This window comes from Micromonospora sp. Utrum1 (assembly GCF_057197805.1).
In genome coordinates this window covers 3,559,669-3,579,092 of the sequence record NZ_CM170071.1, presented here as the reverse complement: position 1 = coordinate 3,579,092, position 19,424 = coordinate 3,559,669, and the positions used below count along the sequence as shown (strand labels likewise).

Sequence of the window (19,424 nt, the reverse complement as noted above, 5' to 3'; positions counted from 1 at the left end):
CGAGGTCGCTACCTCGGACGAGCACGCCGGCGGAACCGTCCCAACTACAACGAAAGTGGTTGAAATGCATATCCATCTCCGGACCGCCACTGTCGTCTCCGTGATCTCCGTGGCCCTCACGTCGTTGCTCACCGCCTGTGGAGGCAGCAACGGCGGGGCAGGCGGGGGGACCAATGCCGCCGCCACCGCCTTCACCTACACCGGCAGCGACCGCGACACCTACCTCGCCGACTGCGCCAAAAAGGAGGGCTCGGTCACCTGGTACACCTCGCTCGCCGGCGGCGTCATCGACGACATGATCAAGGCCTTCAACGAAAAATATCCGGACGTGAAGGTCAAGACCTTCCGCGGCGACGAGAGCGACATCACATCGCGTGTTGTCCAGGAGAGCCAGGCCGACCGCCTGCAGGGCGACATCCTCGAGCTCTCCTCCGATGCCTACCGGGAGCTCGCGGACATCGGTGCCCTGGCGACGTTCACGAGCCCGGTGACGGCAAAGTACTCCGAACGCTTCACCCTCAAGAACGACGAGGGCAAGATCCTGGGCATCGGCGACCGCGCGTCGTACGTCTCCTTCGCCTACAACACGAACAAGGTGTCCGAGGCGGACGTCCCGAAGACGCTGGACGATCTCCTCAAGCCGGCGCTCAAGGGCAAGCTGGCGTTGACCGACAGCACCACGGGCGTGCGCTTCATCGGCAACGTGCTGACGACCCTCGGCGAAGACGCCGGAAAGGCATACCTCAAGAAGCTCGGCGAGCAGAACATCCGCATCGAGTCGGTGTCCGGATCCGCACTCGCCGGCCTGATCGCGAAAGGCGAGGTGGCCTCGTCGCCGGGCATCTTCCGTAACCACGCCCAGCAGCTGATCAAGGACAACTCCCCGATCAAGTGGGTGGCCATCGAGCCCGTGACCGCCAACGTCGGCTATGCCGGCGTCTTCGCGAAGGCGCCGCACCCGTGCGCGGCAATGCTGCTCACCGACATGCTGCTCAGCGAGGACGGCGGCAAGATCTACGAGAAGAAGCAATACCCGCGGCCCGACGAGGACCTCGGCTTCAAGTCGTGGGTTCCAGACGAGACCTACAAGACGGCGAAGGACTACGAGAAGGCGTTCACCACCTGGCAGGAACTGTTCGAGAAGACCTTCAGCTGACGGGCAACTCGACCGCAGGCCGCGCCGGGACAAACCGTCCGGGCGCGGCCGTGGTGGAAGTGACGAGAGTGAGACCTCAATCATGACTGCGACCGCACCGACCACATTGCAACGTGCACGAGCAACGCGGACGGGCTTCACGCTCCCCCGGTTCGGCTCCAACGCGTCGTTCTTCGTCATCGTCGTCGTCGCGGCGATGCTTGTGCTCCCACCGCTGGTCCTGATGATCTGGACGAGCTTCACTCCCGGCGGTTCGGTGACGGCGGGCGGCGCGATCAGCTTGGGCGCGTACCGGGATCTCGTCGCATCGGACAGTTTCAAGGACGTCGCGTGGGACACCGCCGTCTTCACGGTGGGCGCCAGCGTGCTGGCCCTCGCGCTGGGTAGTGCCATGGCGTGGTTCGTGGCTCGCACGAACATGGCGGGCAAGGGCCTCGTCTACGCCTGCGTGTTCTTCTCCTTCGCGATCCCTGGCATGATCGAGGCCACCGGCTGGATCCTGCTGTTTGGCAAGGGGGCCGGCATCGCCCGCGGGCCGGTCGAAGACCTCATCGGCTGGGCACCGGTCGTCCAGAGCATGCCGGGCATCATCATCATCCAGGCTTGGTCCTGGGCGCCGATGGTCTTCCTGCTGCTGGTCGGCCCGTTCCGCGCTATGGATGCCAGCCTCGAGGAGAGCGCACTGACCTCCGGCGCTCGCCGATCCACTGTGCTGCGTCGCATCTCCGGCCCGTTGCTGGCGCCGAGCATTTTCGCAGTCCTGATCCTGGTCGTCGTGCGGGCCGTCCAGGCCTTCGAGATCCCGCTGTTCCTCGGCAGTTCGGCTGGCATCCGGACGTTCACCACCGAGATCTACAGCAGCCTGCGCAAGAGCTTCCGGCCGGACTACGCGACCGCGGCCGCGTTCGGAACGATGCTCGTCGTGGTGCTGTCCCTGGGTCTCTACCTGTACCACCGGGCGACCAAGCTCGGCTCGCGCTTCGCCACGGTGACCGGCAAGGCGTTCCGCGCACGCGAGGCCGATCTGGGGCACTGGCGATGGGTCGCCGGCGGAGTCACCTTCGTCATCCTGCTGGGCTACGTCGCCCCGGTCCTCGCGATGGTGATGACCTCATTCTGGCCACAGCTCGGTCAGGGCGACGGCCTCGGCGAGTTCACCATGAAGAACTACGAGCAGGTCGCGGACTATCGCGGCATCTGGGACGGGGTGACGAACAGCCTGTACGTCGCCGTCGTCTCGGCGACGTGGGCCACTCTGCTGTGCCTCGTCGCCGCGTACATCATCGTCCGCACGAAGGTACGGGGCCGACAGAGCCTGGACCACATCCTGTCCGTACCGATGGTGATCCCCGGAACCGTGCTGGGGCTGGCCTTCCTGATCACCTTCCTACGGGTCCCGATCGGCATCTACGGAACACTCTGGATCCTGGTGTTCGCGTTCGTCGCCCACTACGCGCCGTACTCCATGCGGTACCTACAGCCGGCGCTGTTGCAGATCAGCCCGGACATCGATGACTCGAGCCGCGTCGCAGGCGCGGGCACACTCAACGTCTTCCGGCGCATCCTGTTCCCGCTGCTGATGCCCGCCATCATCGGATCGTGGCTTTACGTCTTCTTCCACGCCTTCCGCGACGTGTCGATCGCCTCGATGCTCTACACGGCGGCGACGCCGGTCGTCGCGACGCAACTGCTTGACATGTGGAAGGACGGCACAGCCGGGGCGCTCAGCGCCTACGGATCGATGCTCTCCGGCGCCAGCATCGTCATCGGCGGCCTGGCGTTCTGGCTCGCGAAGCGGTTCGGCTTCAAGCTCTGACGCCGCCACGAAAGAGCCCCGCCCGAGAGCTCGTCGGGCGGGGCTCTTACTGGGTCCCGAACGCTGTGCCAGATCACCCACGTGTCCACCGATGGCGCCCAGTGGATCACTGATGTGATCGACGAGCGCTGCCCGATCGCGGTCCGCGGCGCCGACCGCTACCATGTGGCGGCCTGGGCCACCGAGGCACTCGACCAGGTCCGCCGCGACGTGTGGAACACCGCCCGCGGCGGGAACGGGCGATCCAGCGAGGTGTCCAAGGCGCTCAAGAACGCCCGTTGGGCACTGCGGAAGGACCCTGACGACCTGACCGAGGCCCAGCAAACCCAGCTGGACTGGATCGAACGCACCCATCCCCGTCTGCATAGGGGCATGGGCGCTGAAGGAACGACCGCGCGGGGCAGTTCAGCTGTCCCGGCAGGGGTTCCCACGGCTGGCGGTCACCGCACAGTCGATCGGCTGGGCGCGCCGCAGCCGCATCCCAGCCTTCGTCGGACTTTCCCGCCGCATCATGCGTCACCGCGCCGCCATCGAAATCAGCATCGAACACCAACTGTCCAACACTCTCGTGGAGCTGCGACTAGTGGTTGCTTTCCTGTGTAGGGCTGCCGACGATTGACCGTCGTGGGTAGCGTGTATCGGATGGGCGAGTTTGCCGAGCGGGTGGGCCGCTCGGTGAGCACGGCGCGTCGGTGGGAGGTGGAGGGCCGGATCGTGGCCCGTCGTCCAAGGACCTGTTGGCGGTCGTGCACACCTTCTCTTGTCGGCTGTACGGTCTGCGCCGCTACGAGAAGGAACTCGAAGGGGCGGTCCTGACCGTGGGAGATGACCGGTGAAGTTCACCCGCATCGCCTACTCCGCCCGACTGAACCCCGGCAAGTACGCGGCTCTGGTGGAGCAGGCCCGCCGGTTGGGCCGGGTGCGCAGCGAGGTGCGGCAGCGTTACGGCTCGGTCAACCGTGTCGGAGCCGGACTACGGGATCGACAGGTGCGGGATCGGTGGCTGGCGGACGGCACCCACACGCGGTTTGGTGCTGGCGAACGCGTGGAAGGAAACCGTCCGCGACGCGATGGCCGACATCGCGGCGAGCATGGAGGCGGCGAAGGCCGAGGTGCGCCGGGCGATCACCCGGCGCACTGACGATCCGGTGCAGCGGAAGCGGATATTCGCCGCGTTGAGGGCGGACCGGTGGTCTGGGGATCCGTTTCTGGCGCGGCAGATACGCCAACACTGGAGGCGTGGGAAGAACGGCCACCCCGAGGGCGTACCGCGAACCTCGCCCGCTAGCTATGGGCAAGCCTCGCTGTGCTCGCTCGCCGCCGGCGACCCCCTGCCGACAGACGAGAACCACGGCCCGGTCACCGACCGCCCGACCGAGAAGATCTTCACCATCGACTATCACTTGATCACGCCAACCCACCCACGGATGTGTCAGTAGGTCCCTCTTTCGCGTGGGGCCGTGCGCTGCGGTCAGATGGTGATCTCCGGCAGTTCGACGACACTCTCGCCGTCGAGCAGGGCGGCGACGTTCGCGACGTTGATGCTGCGCATGAAGGTCCGGACGATCTCGCTGAAGTACAGCTTCCGGTCGATGTCGGAGGCCATCTCGACGGCGTTGTCGGTGTCCTTTTCGTACCAGGTGAACCGCATCTCCTCGAGCTCGCGGAGGGTGCGGCTGTCGGTCGGTCCGTTGTAGAGCGCGGGGCGCATCTGCTCCGGCTTGAGGCCCAGCTCGAGGCCCAGCGAGAGCGCCTCGACGATGCAGACGATCTGACCCCAGTGGATCATGTTGTTGACCGTCTTGCCGATCTGGCCGTTCCCGGACGGGCCGAGGTGGTTGACGTGGCTGGTCCAGGGCGCGAAGACCGGCTCGAGGGCCGCGACGTCCTCCGCGGCACCGCCGACGAGCAGGTTGATCTCGCCTGCCCGGGCACCGCGCACGCCACCGGTCAGTGCGGCGTCGACGACCTTGATCCCGGCCGGGGCGAGTTCCTCGGTCAGGGCCCGGCAGGTCTGGGTGCGCACCGAGCTGTGGATCACGAAGTACGCGCCCGGCGAGGCGACCTCGGCGAACTCCAGCGCGACCGAGCGCACGTCCTCGTCGGTCGGGACGAACACGAGCAGCGCCCGGCACACGCCCAGGTCCACAGGACCGGAGGCCGCCTCGCCGCCGTTGGTGACGGCATCGTTAAGGCGACCCGGGTCCAGGTCCCAGCACAGCACGCGGAAGCCTGCCTCGGTGAGGTAGCGGACGATCGGCAGGCCCATCGCGCCCGCCCCCACGATGCCGACGGGGTCGGCAGTGGTCATCACCATCAGAACTCCTTAGGAATAGCGGGTTACTTGGTGCCCTCGACGTACGCGTCTACGGCGACGACGCCGCTGCCGGCGGGCATCACCAGGACGGGGTTGAAGTCGAAGCTCGAGACGGTCGAATCGGGGTCGGCGACGGCCGCGGACACGGTCGCGATGACGTCGGCGAGCGCTGCGACATCCCGCGGCTCCTGCCCCCGGGCGCCCTGCAGAACGTCCCAGCCGCGCAGCCTCTGCAGCAGCGCCGTCGCCTGCGCGGCGGACACCGGCGGTACGGCGTAGGCGACGTCGTGCAGCAATTCCAGGAAGATGCCGCCCAGGCCGAAGGACATGATCCGGCCGAGGATCGGGTCCGAGTGCATGCCGAGGAAGAACTCGGCACCGCCGCCGGCCATCTCCTGGATCTCGACGGCGACCTCGTCGGTCACCGCCAGGCCGGCCATGCGCTCGAACAACGCGGTCACGCGAGCCTCGAGGTCCTCGACGTCGGCGATGTTGAGCTCGACCAGCTTCAGGTCGCTCTTGTGGGCAACGCCTGGGACGATGCCCTTCGCGACCAAGGGGAACGTCATCGTCGCGGTCGCCTCGACCGCCTCGGCGACGCTCATGGCCTGGACCGTCCTGGTGAAGGGCATCCCGGTGCGGCCGACCCAGTCCATGGTCTGCTGCCAGGACAGCGGCTGCCCCTCGGGCATTTCGGCCACCACCTCGGGCAGCGCCGTGAAGGCGCCGTCCTCGTTGATGTAGTGAGCGTCGCGGCGGTGGTGCTGCAGGTTGGCGAACGCCTTAAGCGCGCCGTCGTAGCTGGTGAGGAACGGCGTGCCGAGCTCGGCGAACAGATCGAACCAGCGTTCCGAGGACGTCTCCGTCACGCGGGAGGTGAAGACGCATTCGGCGCCGTTGGCGCGGATGTGCTCGGCTACCCGGGTGTACATCTCCTCGTGCTGCTTGGTCGGTGCGAGGGCGAGGTTGAGCCGCAGTGCGACGGTCGCGATGTTCGGGTCGGCGGCCAGGGCCGCCAGGCTCGCCCAGAACACCTTCGGCGCGGACGTCCGCGTGTTCCGGACGTCGAGCGGGTTGGCCAGGATGTTCGTCCGAGACAGCTGCTCGTCCAGGATCGCCTGGGTCTCGGGCGTGACGTCGCTGAGCTCGAGGTCGAGGTTCTCGGCCATGTCGCTGAGCAGGCCGCAGTCGCCGCCGGAGATGGTGGCCAACGCGAGCCCACCGCCGCGAGCCTCTGCCGACAGGCCGGCGGTGAGGGCGACGGTCTCCATGAAGTCGGTGAGGTCGTCGACGACCAGTGCGCCGACCTGACGGAACAGCGCGGACCACACCCGGCCCGACGTGGCCATGCGGCCGGCGTGTGAGGAGACGTTCTTCATGCCCCGCTCGGACTTGCCGATACTGAGCACGACGACGGTCTTGCCGGCCTGGTTGGCGTGTAACAGCGCCTGGGCCAGCGCCCGCGGCCGGGTCGTGCTCTCCAGGACGATGCCGAGGACGTCGGTCTCGGCGTCGTCGGCGAAGGCGCGGATGAAGTCGGCCAGGTCCATGACGGCTTCGTTGCCGACCGAGACCGCGGCCGCCAGGCCGATCCTGCGGTGGGCGACCTGGTTCAGGACCAGGTTGAGCATGCCGCTGGACTGGAACGCCAGGGAGACCCGGCCCGCCGTCAGGCGCTCGGGGACCTGGCCTCCGACCCAGGCCGCCACGCCGCGGGAGGGGGCGACGTAGCCGAGGCTGTTCGGTCCGAGCAGGGTCACCCCGTGGCGGGCCGCCTTTTCGGCCAGGCGAGCCTGCCGGGCGGTGCCCTCGGCACCCATCTCGGAGTAGCCGTCGGCGATGACCAGCATCGCGGGCACCTGAGCCTCGATGGCGTCATCGAGGACGGCGTCGACGCGCTCCACCCCGACCAGGGACACGACGAGCGAGGGCCGTTCGGGAAGGTCGGTGAGGCTCGCGTAGCAGCGCAGGCCGTCGATCTCGTCGTACTTCGGGTTGACCGGCATGACCTTTTCGGCTGGCAGGCCGAACTGCAGCAGGTTGGCGATCACGCTGGTCGAGTAGTGCTTGCCGGGTGAGGCTCCGACCACCGCGGCGCTGCTCACGTTGAGCAGCGCCATCGGGTCCAGCGGTCGGTCGGTCGGAGTCTCGGTCGCAGTCGGGGATGCCATGGTCGTCCTGTTCGGTTGGGGGGTCGGTACTCAGACGAGACTGACGCCGAGCCCGGGGGCGGTCGGAACGGTGATCCCGCCGTCGACCACCTCGAGCCCGGTGGCGCAGTCGTTCTGGAGGCGGGCGAACTCGCCGAGTTCGGCGAACGGTTCGAGGTGCGGCAGCGCGGCGGCGGCGTGCAGGGCGGCGGCGTTCATGATCCGGCTGCCGACGTGCGCGCCGATGCGCGAGGGGATGCTGTGGGCCGCGCAGAGGTTGGCGGCCAGCAGCAGCGAGTCGATGCCGCCGAGCTTGGACAGCTTCAGCGAGACCGCGTCGACCGCGTCCTTGCGCAGTATCGCGACGACCGCTTCGAGCGAGTCGGCGGCCTCGTCGGCCTCAATGGTCAGGTCGGAGCGTTCGCGCACCCAGCGCAGCCCGTCGATGTCGCGCTGCGGGACGGGCTGTTCGAAGACCTGCACGCCGTACTTGTGGATCGCCTGCCCGAACGTCACCGCCTCCTTGGCGGTGTAGCTCTGGTTGGCGTCGACGGTCATGACGGCCTTGTCGCCCACCGCCTCGCGGATCGCGGCGACGCGGGCGATGTCCAGCGCCTGCGGCTTGTTCTCGACCTTGATCTTGAAGTGGTCGTAGCCCTCGGCGGCCAGGCCGGCGGCGACCGCGGCCATCTCGTCCGGGGTCTTCAGCGCCAGGATGCGGTTGACCCGCAGGCTGACGTTCTCCGCGCCGCCGAGCAGCCGGTAGAGCGGGACGCCGGCGATTTTGCCGAGCAGGTCGTGCCACGCCATGTCCAGCAGCGAGCGGACGGGCGCCGGCAGTTGCTGCTTCCACGGCGAGCCGACCAGGCTGCGCCGGTCCAGCGGGCCGGCGGCGAGGATCGCCGCGACCTGCGAGCGGACCACGGCCTCCATGACGTCGATGTTGTAGCCCAGGTGCGGGACCTCGGAGGCGTACCCGAGCCCGACGTGCCCGTCGGCATCCTGCATTTCCAGCAGGATGCCGACGGACTCGGCACGGGCGCCCAGCGCGAACCGCCAGTTCGGGTCGTCCTTCGGCATGACGACCCGGCTCAGGCGGACGTCCCGGATGGCCGCCGTAACGTGCTCCGTCGAGGTCACGGTTACTCGGCGACCAGTTCGAAGCGGGGCAGGGTGAAGCCCTCTTCGGGGTGGTCCTCGAAGGCGATCTTCACGCGGCGGCCGATGTCCTTGATCGGGTGGGTCGGCTGCTCGCCGATGATCGTGGAGCTGATCACCGGGCCCTCGTCGAGCTCGACGAGCGCGTAGAAGTAGGGCACGTCCTCCTTGAAGCCGGCGTGGAACGCGTACTCGTGCCGGTTCATCGCGAAGATCCGGCCGTACCCGCTGGACGGCTTCCAGGACAGGTTCGCCGCGAACGGCTTGTTGTCGTGATTGCGGCAGTAGCACTTCGGCCAGTACGCCGCGCCGCACTCCTCACAGGTCCACAGCAGCAGCTCGTGGCGCTTGAGGCCCTCCCAAAACTCGGCGTTGTCGGCGTCGATATTCGGTCGCGGCTTGTTCCACTTCTTGGGTTCGGTCACGATTGCGCCTTCGTTCGTCATGTCAGTCCACCGTCAGGATCGTGCTGGTGTGAATCGAGCACATGCTCGGCGAGACGAGCTCGCCGCCGTGCCCCGTGGTCAGAGCGACCTTGGCGTCCTTGACCTGGCGGTCGCCCGCGGTGCCGCGCAGCTGCTGGACGGCCTCGGCGTAGCCGACGAGGTCGCCGAGGTGCCAGTTCGAGAGCAGGCCGCCACCGGTGTTCACCGGGATGCCGCGGCCGCCGGGCGCGGTGGCGCCGGACTCGACGTACTTGCCGCCCTGGCCCTTCTCCGCCCAGCCGTAGTCCTCCAGCTGGAGAAGCACCTCGCCGGTGAAGCAGTCGTAGAGCTGCGCGACGTCGATGTCGTCCAGGGTGATGCCAGCCTGCGCGAAGGCCTTCTCCTTGGCCGGAGCGACCGCCATGTGGGTGAGGTTCTTCTTCTCCCACCAGTACGACGCGGCGATCTCACCGAAGCCCTGACCGGAGACCCAGATCGGCTGCTGCTTGAGGTCCTTGGCGCGCTCCTCGGTGGTGAGGATGAACGCGATCGCGCCGTCGGAGATCAGGCTGCAGTCGAGGCGGTGGTAGGGCTCGACGACCCACGGGGAGTTCTGGTGGTCCTCGATGGTGATCGGGCGGCCGTACATCTTGGCGTCGGGGTTGAGGCAGGCCCACGCGCGCTGGGCGACGGAGATCGCGCCGAGCTGCTCGCTGGTGGTGCCGTACTCGGCCATGTGGCGGGCGGCCATCCAGCTGTGGTGGCTCGCGGCCCGGAGGTCACCGAGCGGCTTGCCCCAGTAGCCCTCCTTCTCCGCGTGCTGCATGCCGCGGTGGCCCTGCTTCTTGGTCTGCTCGGCCTTCGACCAGTCGTCGACGGCGCCGACGCAGACCACGTAGTTGGCCAGGCCGCGGTCCAGGAAGCCGGTCGCGGCAGCCGTCGCCAGGCCGGCGAGCGCGCCACCACGGCCGATCGTGAAGTAGAACTGCGCCTGCATTCCGAGGAACCGGGTGAAGGTGTCGCTGTAGCTGGCGCGGTCGCCACCGCCACCGGTGCGCCGCAGGTCGATCGCACCGTCGATGTCGCTGATCTTCAGACCGGCATCCTCGACGGCCAGGCGCGTCGCCTCGCTCGCCATCATGCGCTGGCTCATCCCCTGTGGCGGATGGACCTCAGCCAATCCGACCACGGCGATCCTGTTGCGTGTTGACATTCAGTTCTCCTCAGGATTCTTCAGTTGGAGGCTCGGAATGCTGGACCGTCCACGCGAAGCAGCCCTCGGGCCGGGGCCGGTGCGCCGTCGCGCGCAGGACGTCCGCGCTGCGCGTCCCCGGATCCGGATCGTGTGAATGGTTTGGCCATTAACCTATTAGGGCAGGGGCGACGTGTCCAGTGCCACAGCCGAGATAGGCACCTGCCGCAGCCCGGGCAGCGGCGCCGCGACCGCTAGCGCGGAGACGGCGGCGGTCGCCATGCCGGCAGGTGGCCCGGCGACGTCGCAGATCCACCCGGCGATGGGCATCCCGATCGTTGTGCCCAGGAAGACGAAGCCGTGCACCGCCATGACGCGGGCCTGCATCGCAGCAGCAGGGGCGGTTCCGTCACCAGGGCGCGGGCCAGCACCAGGTGCTGCCGCCGCCCGCCGGACAGGTCGATGCCCGCCGGGTCCATGATCAACATGGACCCGGCCCGGCCTTCCCTGTTGTCATGGCCGTCAGGTCCCGGACGTCGGCTACCGCGCCCAGGTCCAGGATGGCCTCCTTGAGTTGCGTGACGCCGTGCAGGTCCAACCGCCGCCCGGCGCAGTCGTCGAACTTCGCGGCGATCTCTCCGGGTTCGCTGAGGTCCGGCTTGCACCCGCACTCGGCGGTGAGCACCGTGCCGTCGTCAAGGCGGATCGTCACCCGTTCCGGCGCACCCGCCGGGGCCGCGTCGGGATCGGCGACGACCTTCGCCATCAGCTGCCGGACGACCGGGTCGTGCAGCCGGTCCCCGTTCACCTGGTCGGGCCCGACCCGGCCGTCGACCAACGCGATGGCGAGCAGGTACGGCAGGCTGTACCCAGTCGCGATCGCCTCAGCAGGATCGAGCCGCCGGAGCGAGAACTCGTGCAGATCCGCCTCGATCGACGCCACTCGGGCCGGGTCGATGGCGTGGTCGCGGCGCAACTGCAGCATCGCCGCCAACGGCTTGTGGCTCGGGCTGCAGGCCGGGAAGTACTTGACCCCCAGCTTCTGCGACAGCTCGTACGGCGCGCCGAGGCGGGCGAGCGGGACCCACTCGGCCTCGCCCGGCAGGCAGATCGCGTTCACGAGCCCCAGCGGGCCTTCGATGGCTTCCGCGTCGGCGGTGAAGCCACGCGCGGCCAGCATCGCCGCGGTGACCCCGGCGGCCGCGCTGTTGCCCGCGTGCAGGGCCTTCGTCATCGTGCCGAGGTTGCGGCGCAGCCCACCCGAGCTGGAGCTCGCGATGCCGATGGCGTAACGCGTCCGTTCAGGGTCGAGTCCCAGCATCCGGCTCGCCGCGACCGCGGCCGCCACCGGTCCGACCACGCCGACGCGGTACCAGCCCCGGTAGGTCGGCCCCTGCTTCTGCTTGCGTTTGGCCTCGATGACGGACGACAGGCGGTACCCACATTCGCGCCCGACCACGTACGCGGTGAGAAGGTCGGCGCCGGACGAGCCCAGGGACTCCCCTACCGCCAGCGCCGCCGGCAGGACGTGCGTGCTGAGGTGTCCGTGGTCGTCGTAGTCGAGGCCGTGGGCGAGCGTGCCGTTGATCTGAGCGGCGAGCTGGGGCGACGTCGCCAGGTCGGTACCGAGCACCCGGGCCGTGGGTGCGCCGCCCATCGCGGCGGCATAGTCGGTGAGGATCCGCCCGATGGGAAAGTCGACCGCGGCCATCGCCACACCCACGGTGTCGAGCACCACCAGCTTGGCCGCCTCAATGACCTCGACCGGAATGTCGTCGGCGGTGACCGTGGCCGCGTACTCGGCCAGCTGTCGGGTCGCGGCAGGTGCGTCAGTCATGCTTCTCCTTTGCCGAGTGGGCGGTGGCCCGCCGCCTGACTGGTCCGCCAGGTGACGGCCGCCCGTCGCCATGGCTATGCCGTCGCTGGTCAGGCCGTCAGGCGGCCACCGAGTCGCTGGAACAGGGCGACCAGCAGGGAAAGTCCGAGAATCATGCAGACCCCGAGCGCGGACAGGGCGGTGTAGTTGCCGTTCGTGTAGAGGTTGTAGATCAGGACAGCCAACGGGATGTTCTGTTGGCTGGACAGGATGATGGCCGAGGACATCTCGCGGGTGGAGACGATGAAGACGTAGATCCAGGCCGCGAACAGTCCGGGCCGTAGTAACGGCAGGACGACCCGCCGGAACCGCTGCAGCCAGCGGGCACCGGACACCATGGCCGCCTCCTCCAGCTCGGTGTGGAGCTGCACGATGCTGGCCGAGCTGGCACGCATGCCGTACGGCAGGAAGCGGATCACGAAGGCGATGATGAGTACGAAGATGGTGCCGTAGATGTGCAGAGGCGACGCCGCGTAGAGGTCGATCATCGCGACGCCGAGCACGAGCCCGGGAATCGCGATGGGCAGGAACGCGGCCACGTCCAGCAGCTGCCGGCCCTTGATCCGGGTACGGGCGGTGATCCACGACGACACCGCACTCAGCAGGACCACGATGGTCGCCGCGCCGAGTCCGAGGATCAGGCTGTTGCGCGCCGACTGCAACGCGATGGGGTCGGAGAACAACGTGCGGTAGTTCGACAGTGTCAACAGGTGCATCGCCTCGCCGCTGGGTGCCGCGTAGAAAGGCAGGAACGACGACCAGATCATGATCACGGCCGGCAGGAGGCACAGCAGCGCGACGTAGAACAGAGCGAAGACGAACGCCACGTACCGGTACCGGCCGAGGTCGATGACGCGCGGGCGGAATCCCTTGCCGGTCACCGTGCTGTAGCCGCCGCGGGCGAGCAGTCGCAGGTAGAAGATCACGCCGACCGCGGCGACGATGAACAGCAGGGTCGAGTACGTGCCGACCACACCGAGGTTGATGGGGAACGTGTTGAGTGCCAGGTAGATCTGGCTGGTGAGGACGTAGATGTGCGCGGGCTGACCCAGCATGGCCGGCACCTCGAACCCTTCGATGGCCCGCACGAGGCCGAGCAGGAGGGTCGAGGCCAGAGCCGGCAGCAACAGCGGCATGGTGATACGGCGGGCCGTGGTCAGTACCCGGGCGCCCGAGGACGACGCCGCCTCCTCGAGCGACGCATCCATCGACCGCAGCGCGGCCGAGATGAGCAGGAAGGCCAACGAGCTCAGGTGCAGGCCCTCGACGAAGATCATGCCCGGCATGCTGTACACGTTCAGCGGCCCCCTGTCGAGGCCGGTGATGTTCTTGATGACCACGTTGATCCAGCCGACGTTCGGGCTGAGCAGCAGCACCCAGGCGAACGTCGACAGCGATCCCGGGATGATGAGCGGCACCAGGGCGGCAACGTAGAAGATGCGGCGGCCGGGAACGTTGGTGCGTTCGACCAGCCAGGCCAGGACGGCACCGACCGCGGTACCGAACAGGGCCGCGCCGAGCGCGAACACCACCGACTGTCCAATGAGGGACCAGGACGTGTGGCTGGTGAGGATGAGCTTGTAGTTGTCGAGCCCGAACGCTCCGTTCGCGTCCCGGAGGCTGTCGCGGATCATCATGGCGATCGGCACGACCGTGAGGTATCCGATCAGGACCGCGATCGCCAGCGGCACGAGCCAACTGATGTCGAACTTCACCGGGAGTCGGAACCGGCGGCCGGGACCGCCGTCCGGGCGGCCGTCGACTTCGGGCGAAATGGTTTCAGCATGGTCCTCTGCAGTTGTCGTTCCCACGATCATCGTGCTCCAACCTTCGCGATTGCCGGCAACCCGGCGGATCAAGAGCACGACTAATCCAGACCGCGCGCCCTTGGCTTATGCCGGTCCGCGGAGCCGGGAGACCCCCCCGACCCCGCGGTTGCGACCGAGGATCAGCCGCCGGTGACGGGCCGACCGGTGGTGGTGTAGTAGAGGGTGTTGTACTTCGAAAAGTTCTTCATCACCTCGTCGCCGGCCACGACGGCGTTGTACTTGTTGTCCGCCAACTCGGGCTCCTTCGGCGCCAACGAGTGGTTCGACGGCACGCGGTAGGCGTCGATGACGACCTGCTGGCCCACCGGCGAGAGCACGTAGTTCGCCCAAAGCCGGGCCGCGTACGGGTGTGGGGCCTTGGCCGCGACGTTGACGGCGCCGTAGTTGCCGTACAGCGGATCGGTCTTCACCCAACCGATCGGCGCGCCCTTCGCGGCGTTCTTGGCGACGGTGTGCAGGTTGGCCGAGACGGCCACCGGGCAGTCGCCGCTCAGGACGGACTGGACCAGGTTGGTCTGGCCGCTGACAAACCGCAGGCCGTGCGACGTCAGCGTCTTCCAGTACTGCTCGGTCTGGTCCTGGCCGAGCTCCTGCACCATGTCGGCGAAGACCGACACCTCGCTGGGCTCGGCGCAGATCTTGTTCGCCCACTTCGGGTCGCTCAGGTCGTCGAGGCTCTTGGGTACGTCGGCCGTCGCGACCAGCTTGGTGTTGTACGCGATCGGCTTCAGCTGCACCCGGTAGCCGGTGAAGTACGGGGTCTTATACTTGGCGTCGACATCGGCGCCCGCGGGCGGGCTGTACTTCGCGAGAATACCCGTCTGCGACAGCGAGTAGCTCGTGTTCTGCTCGGTGTCGATGACGTCGACGTTATATACGCCGGCGCGGGCTTCGGCTGCCGCCTTCGCCGCCGACTGCTCACCCTGCTGCTGGAAGTACTGGACCTTGACTCCGGGGTACTGCTTCTCGAAGCCCGGAATGAGGTCCTTGCCGGAGTCGGCGGCGTAGAGGACGAGCGTGCCTTCCTTCTTGGCTCCTTCGTAGAGTTGGTCGACGGTCTTGTCGTTGAGGTTCTCTGCAGAAGTCGTCGACGCGGGCGTCGAGCCGCCGCACGCCGTGACCAACAGGCAGACACCGGCGACCGGCAGCAGCGCGGCGAGCCGCCGCCGCTTCGTTGTGTGTCTTGAGCTGTCGGGACTGCTCATTCAGTTCCTCCAATCAGTGCTGAGTAAGGGCGGCGGCGCGACCACACGCGGGGGCTGATCGGAGGACCGGTGGGATGCCGCCGAGCCCTGGGTTTCCGTCGCTGGTGGCGTACTCGCCGGTGTAGACAACTCCGAGCGCCTGGTCATCGACCAGTGCTGACGATTCGCCGACCTCGGCGAAGATGTCGATATCGGGGGTCGACAACGCGAGACGGGTCAACGCGCTGTCGACGATCCCGGGCGCGGCGCAGCCACCGAGGTGGACGCCGAGCCCCGTGGCGGCACAGACATGGGCGACGCGAACACACTCGTCGACGCTGCCCATCTTGGTGAGCTTCAAAGACACGATGTCGGCGCCGCCGGCGTGGGCGACCCGCACCACGTCGTCCGCGCTCTCGACCATCTGGTCGGCCATGAGCCGGACGGGAGACTTGGCCCGCAGTTCAGTCATCCCCGCCAAGTCGCGGTACGGCAGCGGTTGTTCGACGCAATGGACGTCCAGCTCGCCGAGGCCCTGGCAGAGCGCCAGCGCGTTCTCGCGGTCGTACGCGCCGTTCGCGTCAATCATCAGCGTCAACGACTCGCCGAACTCCTGGCGGACCCGGCGTACGCGGTCGATGTCGCGCTCGACCCCGTCGCCCACCTTGAGCTTGAAGGCCCGTACGCCGGTGTCGTACAGCGGACGTACGGCGTCGACGAGGAGTTCCGGTTCCTTGATGCCGACCATCCGGACGAGGTTGATCCGGTCACGGACCGGCCCGCCCCACAACGTCTCGGCCGGCAACCCGGCGAGCCGCCCGACGAGGTCGTGCAGGGCGAGGTCGACTGCGATGGACGCGCGCCCGGCCAACGGCCGGCCGCCGAGGATGCGCCGGGCCTGCTCGAGCGGCTGGTGGATCAAGGTAGCGGCGACGTCGTTGAGCTGGTTGGTCAGTTCCTCGATGGTGAGCCGGCGCGGATGGGCCGCGGAGGCGCCGACGCCGACCTGGCCTCCGGCCTCGACCGCGAAGTACACACCGCCCACTTCTGAAGCCTTGTACGACGACGTGCGCCATTGCGGGTCCACCCGCTGCATCGTCCGAGCCAGGACGCGTACTGCGTCGATCCGCACGATCGCCTCCCTGGCCACATTGAATGCTCGGTGAGTTAGGTATAACCGTATGACCATTATCACAAGGGGTCAAGAGTGTCTCGCGCGGGAGAACCGGATGGCGCTTGGGTGTCAGCCGAGCGGAGGAGTCCGGGCCGCGGCTACCGAAGCGACCAGTGTCTCCGTCGCGCGTACGGCGAGCAGAGCCGGATCCAACACCGGAACTCCGACCCGACGGGCGACCTCGGCCGCCGCGACCCGGACCGGGATGAACGCGAGGCCGGTCGGGCAGATGACATCGGCACCACGGTCGACCAGCCGCTGCGCCGCCGCGACCAGCGCATCGGTCATCGCCCGCGGATCCTGTCGGGCGTACGCGCCGATCGGACGGTTGATCGGTTCGATGCCGAGTAGCCGGTCGTCGAGCCCGAGCTCGGTGACCTGTTCGCGATGGTGCTTCACCGACTTGTCGCTGGGCACCGTCATCCCGATCGCGCGGCCGAGCATCGCGCCGGCCCGCAACGTCGCCTCGCCCGGCCCGATCACCGGAATCGAGACCCGGGCGCGGGCCCGTTCCAGCCCGGGATCCGAGCAGCAGTGCATGATGACCGCGTCGTACCCCTCCTGCGCGGCCTGCGCACAGCGGTCGGGGTACAGCACTGCCTGCTTGGTCGCCGCGTCGGCCGTGCCGAACTCGTAGTTGCGCGCGACTCCGCCGCTGCTGTCCTCATCGGGCAGATACCCGATCTCGAGCTGAGTTCCCGGCGCGCAGTACGGCTGCCACACGCGCAACCGTGCCTCGTCCGCGCCGCCCGCGTACCGGGCCCGGGATCCGTTCATAATCAGCAGCACACGCATCGAATCAAGCCTCCACACCAGAACCCGGTGACAACATGGCAAGCAGACCCCCGACCTCGGTCAGCTCCGGCAGCCGCCGCACCTGCTCGACGATCGTGCCGGCGCGCTCGGCGCCCACCACCGGCGTCGCGAGCGACCGGAACTTCGCCTCGAGTTCCTCGTCGCTGATGGGATTGCGCGGATGACCGGGAAAGTAGATGGTCGTGTGCGTGAACGTCTCGCCGGAGCGCAGGCGGATCTCCACGGAGGCCGGGTTCGCCTTCGGCCAGTACGAGGTGAGTTTCGGGTCCGGCGCGATGACCGTACGATCGATGAGCGCGTGGATGCGGGGATCGGCGAGCCGGTCTGGGCCGAACTGCTCGGCCTGCAGCTGTCCGTCGATGGCCGCCGCGGCGAGGCAGTAGACGACGCTGTGGTTGGCCGTGTCGCGGTTGCCCGGTCGGCGGCGGGCCTCCACGTCGTCCGACTGGTTACGCCAGTCGCGTTCGGCGAGCCGCAGCGTGATCCGGTCCACCTCGTCCCACCGGCCGGCCACACTCTCGCGCAACAGGACCACGGAATCGACCGCCGACTGCGCGCATTTCACCGCGTTGTACTGCTTGGTGTAGGCGTCGAGAATCCGGAAGTGGTCGATCGGCCCGAGAAGTACCTCCTCGTCGAACCGCCCGGCGACGCCGTTGAGGAAACCGTCCTCGCCTTCGAACGCCGTCACCTTGCCACGCATGCCGTGTCGAGCGAGGAGGGTTGCCGTGACCGCCGACTGCGCCACCATGCCGTCCACACATGACTTGCTCGGCGCCATCTGGCCCCGGCCGCTCGCATCGAGCGTGGGTCCGTGGACGGTGGCGATGGCCAGGGCGTGGACGAGCTCGTCGCGGGCCAGTCCGAAGATCCCCGCCACCGCTGACGGCACCGCCACGGCGAGGTTTGTGCTTCCGCTCCACCCATGTGCGGTGATGTCGGGGTCGCCGGAACCGAGCTGCATCCGGATGTCGACCTCGTAGCCCAACGCTATCGCGAGGGCGAGCTGGCGGCCGCCGGTCCGGTGGGACTCGGCCGCCGCCAGCACGGCCGGGACGAGCAGCGACGGGTGGCACGGGTACGGCCCGGGATGGCCGTCCATATAGTCCAGGAACCGCAGAGCCGTACTATTGGCGAGCGCGGCGTCGGCGACGGAGGCGCGGCGGCCGTCGCCGACCAGGGTGGCCGGACCGGTCGCCGTACCCACCGCGTCGAAGGCGGCCCGCACGGGTCCGGCCGCCGACCCGCCGAGCATGCATCCGATGGCGTCGAGCAGCCGCCGGCCGGCCTCGTGCACAACCTCGTCGGGCAGTTGCTCGGGCGAGACGCCGGCAACGATGTCCGCCAGTCGTTCGAGAACCGATGGCAATGAATGCTCCTCTACGGTTGGTCGCGGGTGGCCGGTGCGGCGTCAGGACTGGCGGTCCCCCTCGGCGAGCGCCGGGAACTCGGACAGCAGGCGCCCGAAGCCGTCGATCGGTGTGGTGGTGCCGAAGTAGTGCAGCACCTCCCAGACGATGGCCGGGGTGCTGGCGATGACTGGGACCTTCAAGTCCGTCTCCAGCTCCTCGATCACGTCGATGGCGCGCAGCCGGCCGCCAGCCATGTACAGGGCCTGGGCGCCGGGCGCGGCGCGGAACGCGTCGCGCCCGACGCGGTACGCGACCTCGCCCGGCAGGCGGTGGATGCGGGTCAGCTCCTCCGTCATGCCGTAGGAACCGACGACCTCGAAACCGTTCGCCTCCAGGAAGGCAATGAGCTTGGCATTGCGCGCCTGGTACGGACTGCACATGGCGATCTTCGTGATCCCCATGGCCCGCATGGCTCGCATGGCCGCCGTGGTCGTGGTGGTGCCCGGACGGCCGGTGGCCTCGCGGATGGACGCGATCAGACGCAGGTCCGCCCCGGGGCCGCCATGCGTGACCATCGGGGAACTGTTGATACAGAAGAACTCTGCCCCGTTGGCCGCGAGCAGCTGCGCGGTCTCCAGCAGCCGCCCGAGCGCCGCGTCGGTCTCCTCGGCCGACTGGTCCTTCTTGCCGAGCGTCGTGAACAGGAAGCCGTAGCCGTCGGGAACGATCCGGTAGAGATCGAGCGGGGTCGAGTGGAGCATGCCGTACGAGTGGATCCATCCCACCAGCGCCCGCCAGCCGAACTCAGCGCCCACACGTTGGGCCATCGGTACCTCCAGCGCACTCAGCCGACGTGAGTCTGCCCCGCGAGGTAGAACTGTATAACGGACTGACCATCAGGTAAACAGGTCGCGGAGCAGTGGGACCGTACGGAATCACCGGCTCGGCGGGCGCACGCACGAGCGCTGCGGCGGGCACC

The 19,424-nt window shown here is 68.2% G+C and carries 17 protein-coding genes and 1 pseudogene; 5 read left to right on the top strand and 13 right to left on the bottom strand.

Features of this window, described 5'->3' with window-relative positions; translation table 11 throughout:
* Positions 1-100: 100 nt before the first annotated feature.
* From AC0OLQ_RS16910 to AC0OLQ_RS16890, 5 genes and pseudogenes are all read left to right on the top strand, one after another.
* Complete coding sequence (locus AC0OLQ_RS16910; protein ID WP_484532138.1) at positions 101-1,156, top strand: ABC transporter substrate-binding protein; 1,056 nt, start codon at positions 101-103, stop codon at positions 1,154-1,156.
* A gap of 82 nt (positions 1,157-1,238) precedes the next feature.
* Positions 1,239-2,972, top strand: coding sequence for an ABC transporter permease (locus AC0OLQ_RS16905; protein WP_484532137.1), 1,734 nt, complete (start codon positions 1,239-1,241; stop codon positions 2,970-2,972).
* 63 nt (positions 2,973-3,035) lie between these two features.
* A complete protein-coding gene (locus AC0OLQ_RS16900) occupies positions 3,036-3,575 on the top strand; it encodes an ISL3 family transposase (protein ID WP_484532370.1) in 540 nt (179 codons plus the stop codon).
* A gap of 39 nt (positions 3,576-3,614) precedes the next feature.
* Positions 3,615-3,698 (top strand): annotated as a pseudogene (locus tag AC0OLQ_RS16895) (IS607 family transposase); the annotation flags it as partial.
* 305 nt (positions 3,699-4,003) lie between these two features.
* Complete coding sequence (locus AC0OLQ_RS16890; RefSeq protein ID WP_484532136.1) at positions 4,004-4,411, top strand: hypothetical protein; 408 nt, start codon at positions 4,004-4,006, stop codon at positions 4,409-4,411.
* A 32-nt stretch (positions 4,412-4,443) separates the two neighbouring features.
* On the opposite strand, the gene AC0OLQ_RS16885 is transcribed toward AC0OLQ_RS16890, so the two are convergent.
* From AC0OLQ_RS16885 to AC0OLQ_RS16825, 13 genes are all read right to left on the bottom strand, one after another.
* Positions 4,444-5,289 carry an NAD(P)-dependent oxidoreductase gene (locus AC0OLQ_RS16885; RefSeq protein ID WP_484532135.1) on the bottom strand — a complete coding sequence of 282 codons (846 nt, stop codon included), beginning with the start codon at positions 5,287-5,289 and terminating at the stop codon, positions 4,444-4,446.
* Positions 5,290-5,312: 23 nt separating this feature from the next.
* On the bottom strand, positions 5,313-7,460 hold the full coding sequence (locus AC0OLQ_RS16880) for an acetate--CoA ligase family protein (protein ID WP_484532134.1): 2,148 nt from the start codon (positions 7,458-7,460) through the stop codon (positions 5,313-5,315).
* A gap of 30 nt (positions 7,461-7,490) precedes the next feature.
* Complete coding sequence (locus AC0OLQ_RS16875; RefSeq protein ID WP_484532133.1) at positions 7,491-8,579, bottom strand: mandelate racemase/muconate lactonizing enzyme family protein; 1,089 nt, start codon at positions 8,577-8,579, stop codon at positions 7,491-7,493.
* A gap of 2 nt (positions 8,580-8,581) precedes the next feature.
* Complete coding sequence (locus AC0OLQ_RS16870) at positions 8,582-9,022, bottom strand: Zn-ribbon domain-containing OB-fold protein (protein WP_484532132.1); 441 nt, start codon at positions 9,020-9,022, stop codon at positions 8,582-8,584.
* 22 nt (positions 9,023-9,044) lie between these two features.
* Positions 9,045-10,175 carry a thiolase family protein gene (locus tag AC0OLQ_RS16865; protein WP_484532131.1) on the bottom strand — a complete coding sequence of 377 codons (1,131 nt, stop codon included), beginning with the start codon at positions 10,173-10,175 and terminating at the stop codon, positions 9,045-9,047.
* A gap of 216 nt (positions 10,176-10,391) precedes the next feature.
* Positions 10,392-10,601, bottom strand: a complete 210-nt coding sequence (locus tag AC0OLQ_RS16860; RefSeq protein WP_484532130.1) for a hypothetical protein — start codon at positions 10,599-10,601, stop codon at positions 10,392-10,394.
* Between the two features lie 94 nt (positions 10,602-10,695).
* A complete protein-coding gene (locus AC0OLQ_RS16855; RefSeq protein WP_484532129.1) occupies positions 10,696-12,051 on the bottom strand; it encodes an MmgE/PrpD family protein in 1,356 nt (451 codons plus the stop codon).
* A gap of 89 nt (positions 12,052-12,140) precedes the next feature.
* Positions 12,141-13,955, bottom strand: coding sequence for an ABC transporter permease (locus tag AC0OLQ_RS16850; RefSeq protein ID WP_484532128.1), 1,815 nt, complete (start codon positions 13,953-13,955; stop codon positions 12,141-12,143).
* Positions 13,956-14,038: 83 nt separating this feature from the next.
* On the bottom strand, positions 14,039-15,124 hold the full coding sequence (locus AC0OLQ_RS16845) for an ABC transporter substrate-binding protein (protein WP_484532127.1): 1,086 nt from the start codon (positions 15,122-15,124) through the stop codon (positions 14,039-14,041).
* A gap of 13 nt (positions 15,125-15,137) precedes the next feature.
* Positions 15,138-16,253, bottom strand: a complete 1,116-nt coding sequence (locus AC0OLQ_RS16840; RefSeq protein ID WP_484532126.1) for a mandelate racemase/muconate lactonizing enzyme family protein — start codon at positions 16,251-16,253, stop codon at positions 15,138-15,140.
* A gap of 93 nt (positions 16,254-16,346) precedes the next feature.
* Positions 16,347-17,072 carry an aspartate/glutamate racemase family protein gene (locus AC0OLQ_RS16835; protein WP_484532125.1) on the bottom strand — a complete coding sequence of 242 codons (726 nt, stop codon included), beginning with the start codon at positions 17,070-17,072 and terminating at the stop codon, positions 16,347-16,349.
* A gap of 4 nt (positions 17,073-17,076) precedes the next feature.
* A complete protein-coding gene (locus tag AC0OLQ_RS16830) occupies positions 17,077-18,462 on the bottom strand; it encodes an MmgE/PrpD family protein (protein ID WP_484532124.1) in 1,386 nt (461 codons plus the stop codon).
* A 42-nt stretch (positions 18,463-18,504) separates the two neighbouring features.
* Entirely contained in the window at positions 18,505-19,272 is a 768-nt protein-coding gene (locus AC0OLQ_RS16825; protein WP_484532123.1) for an aspartate racemase/maleate isomerase family protein, read from the bottom strand.
* Positions 19,273-19,424: the final 152 nt, after the last annotated feature.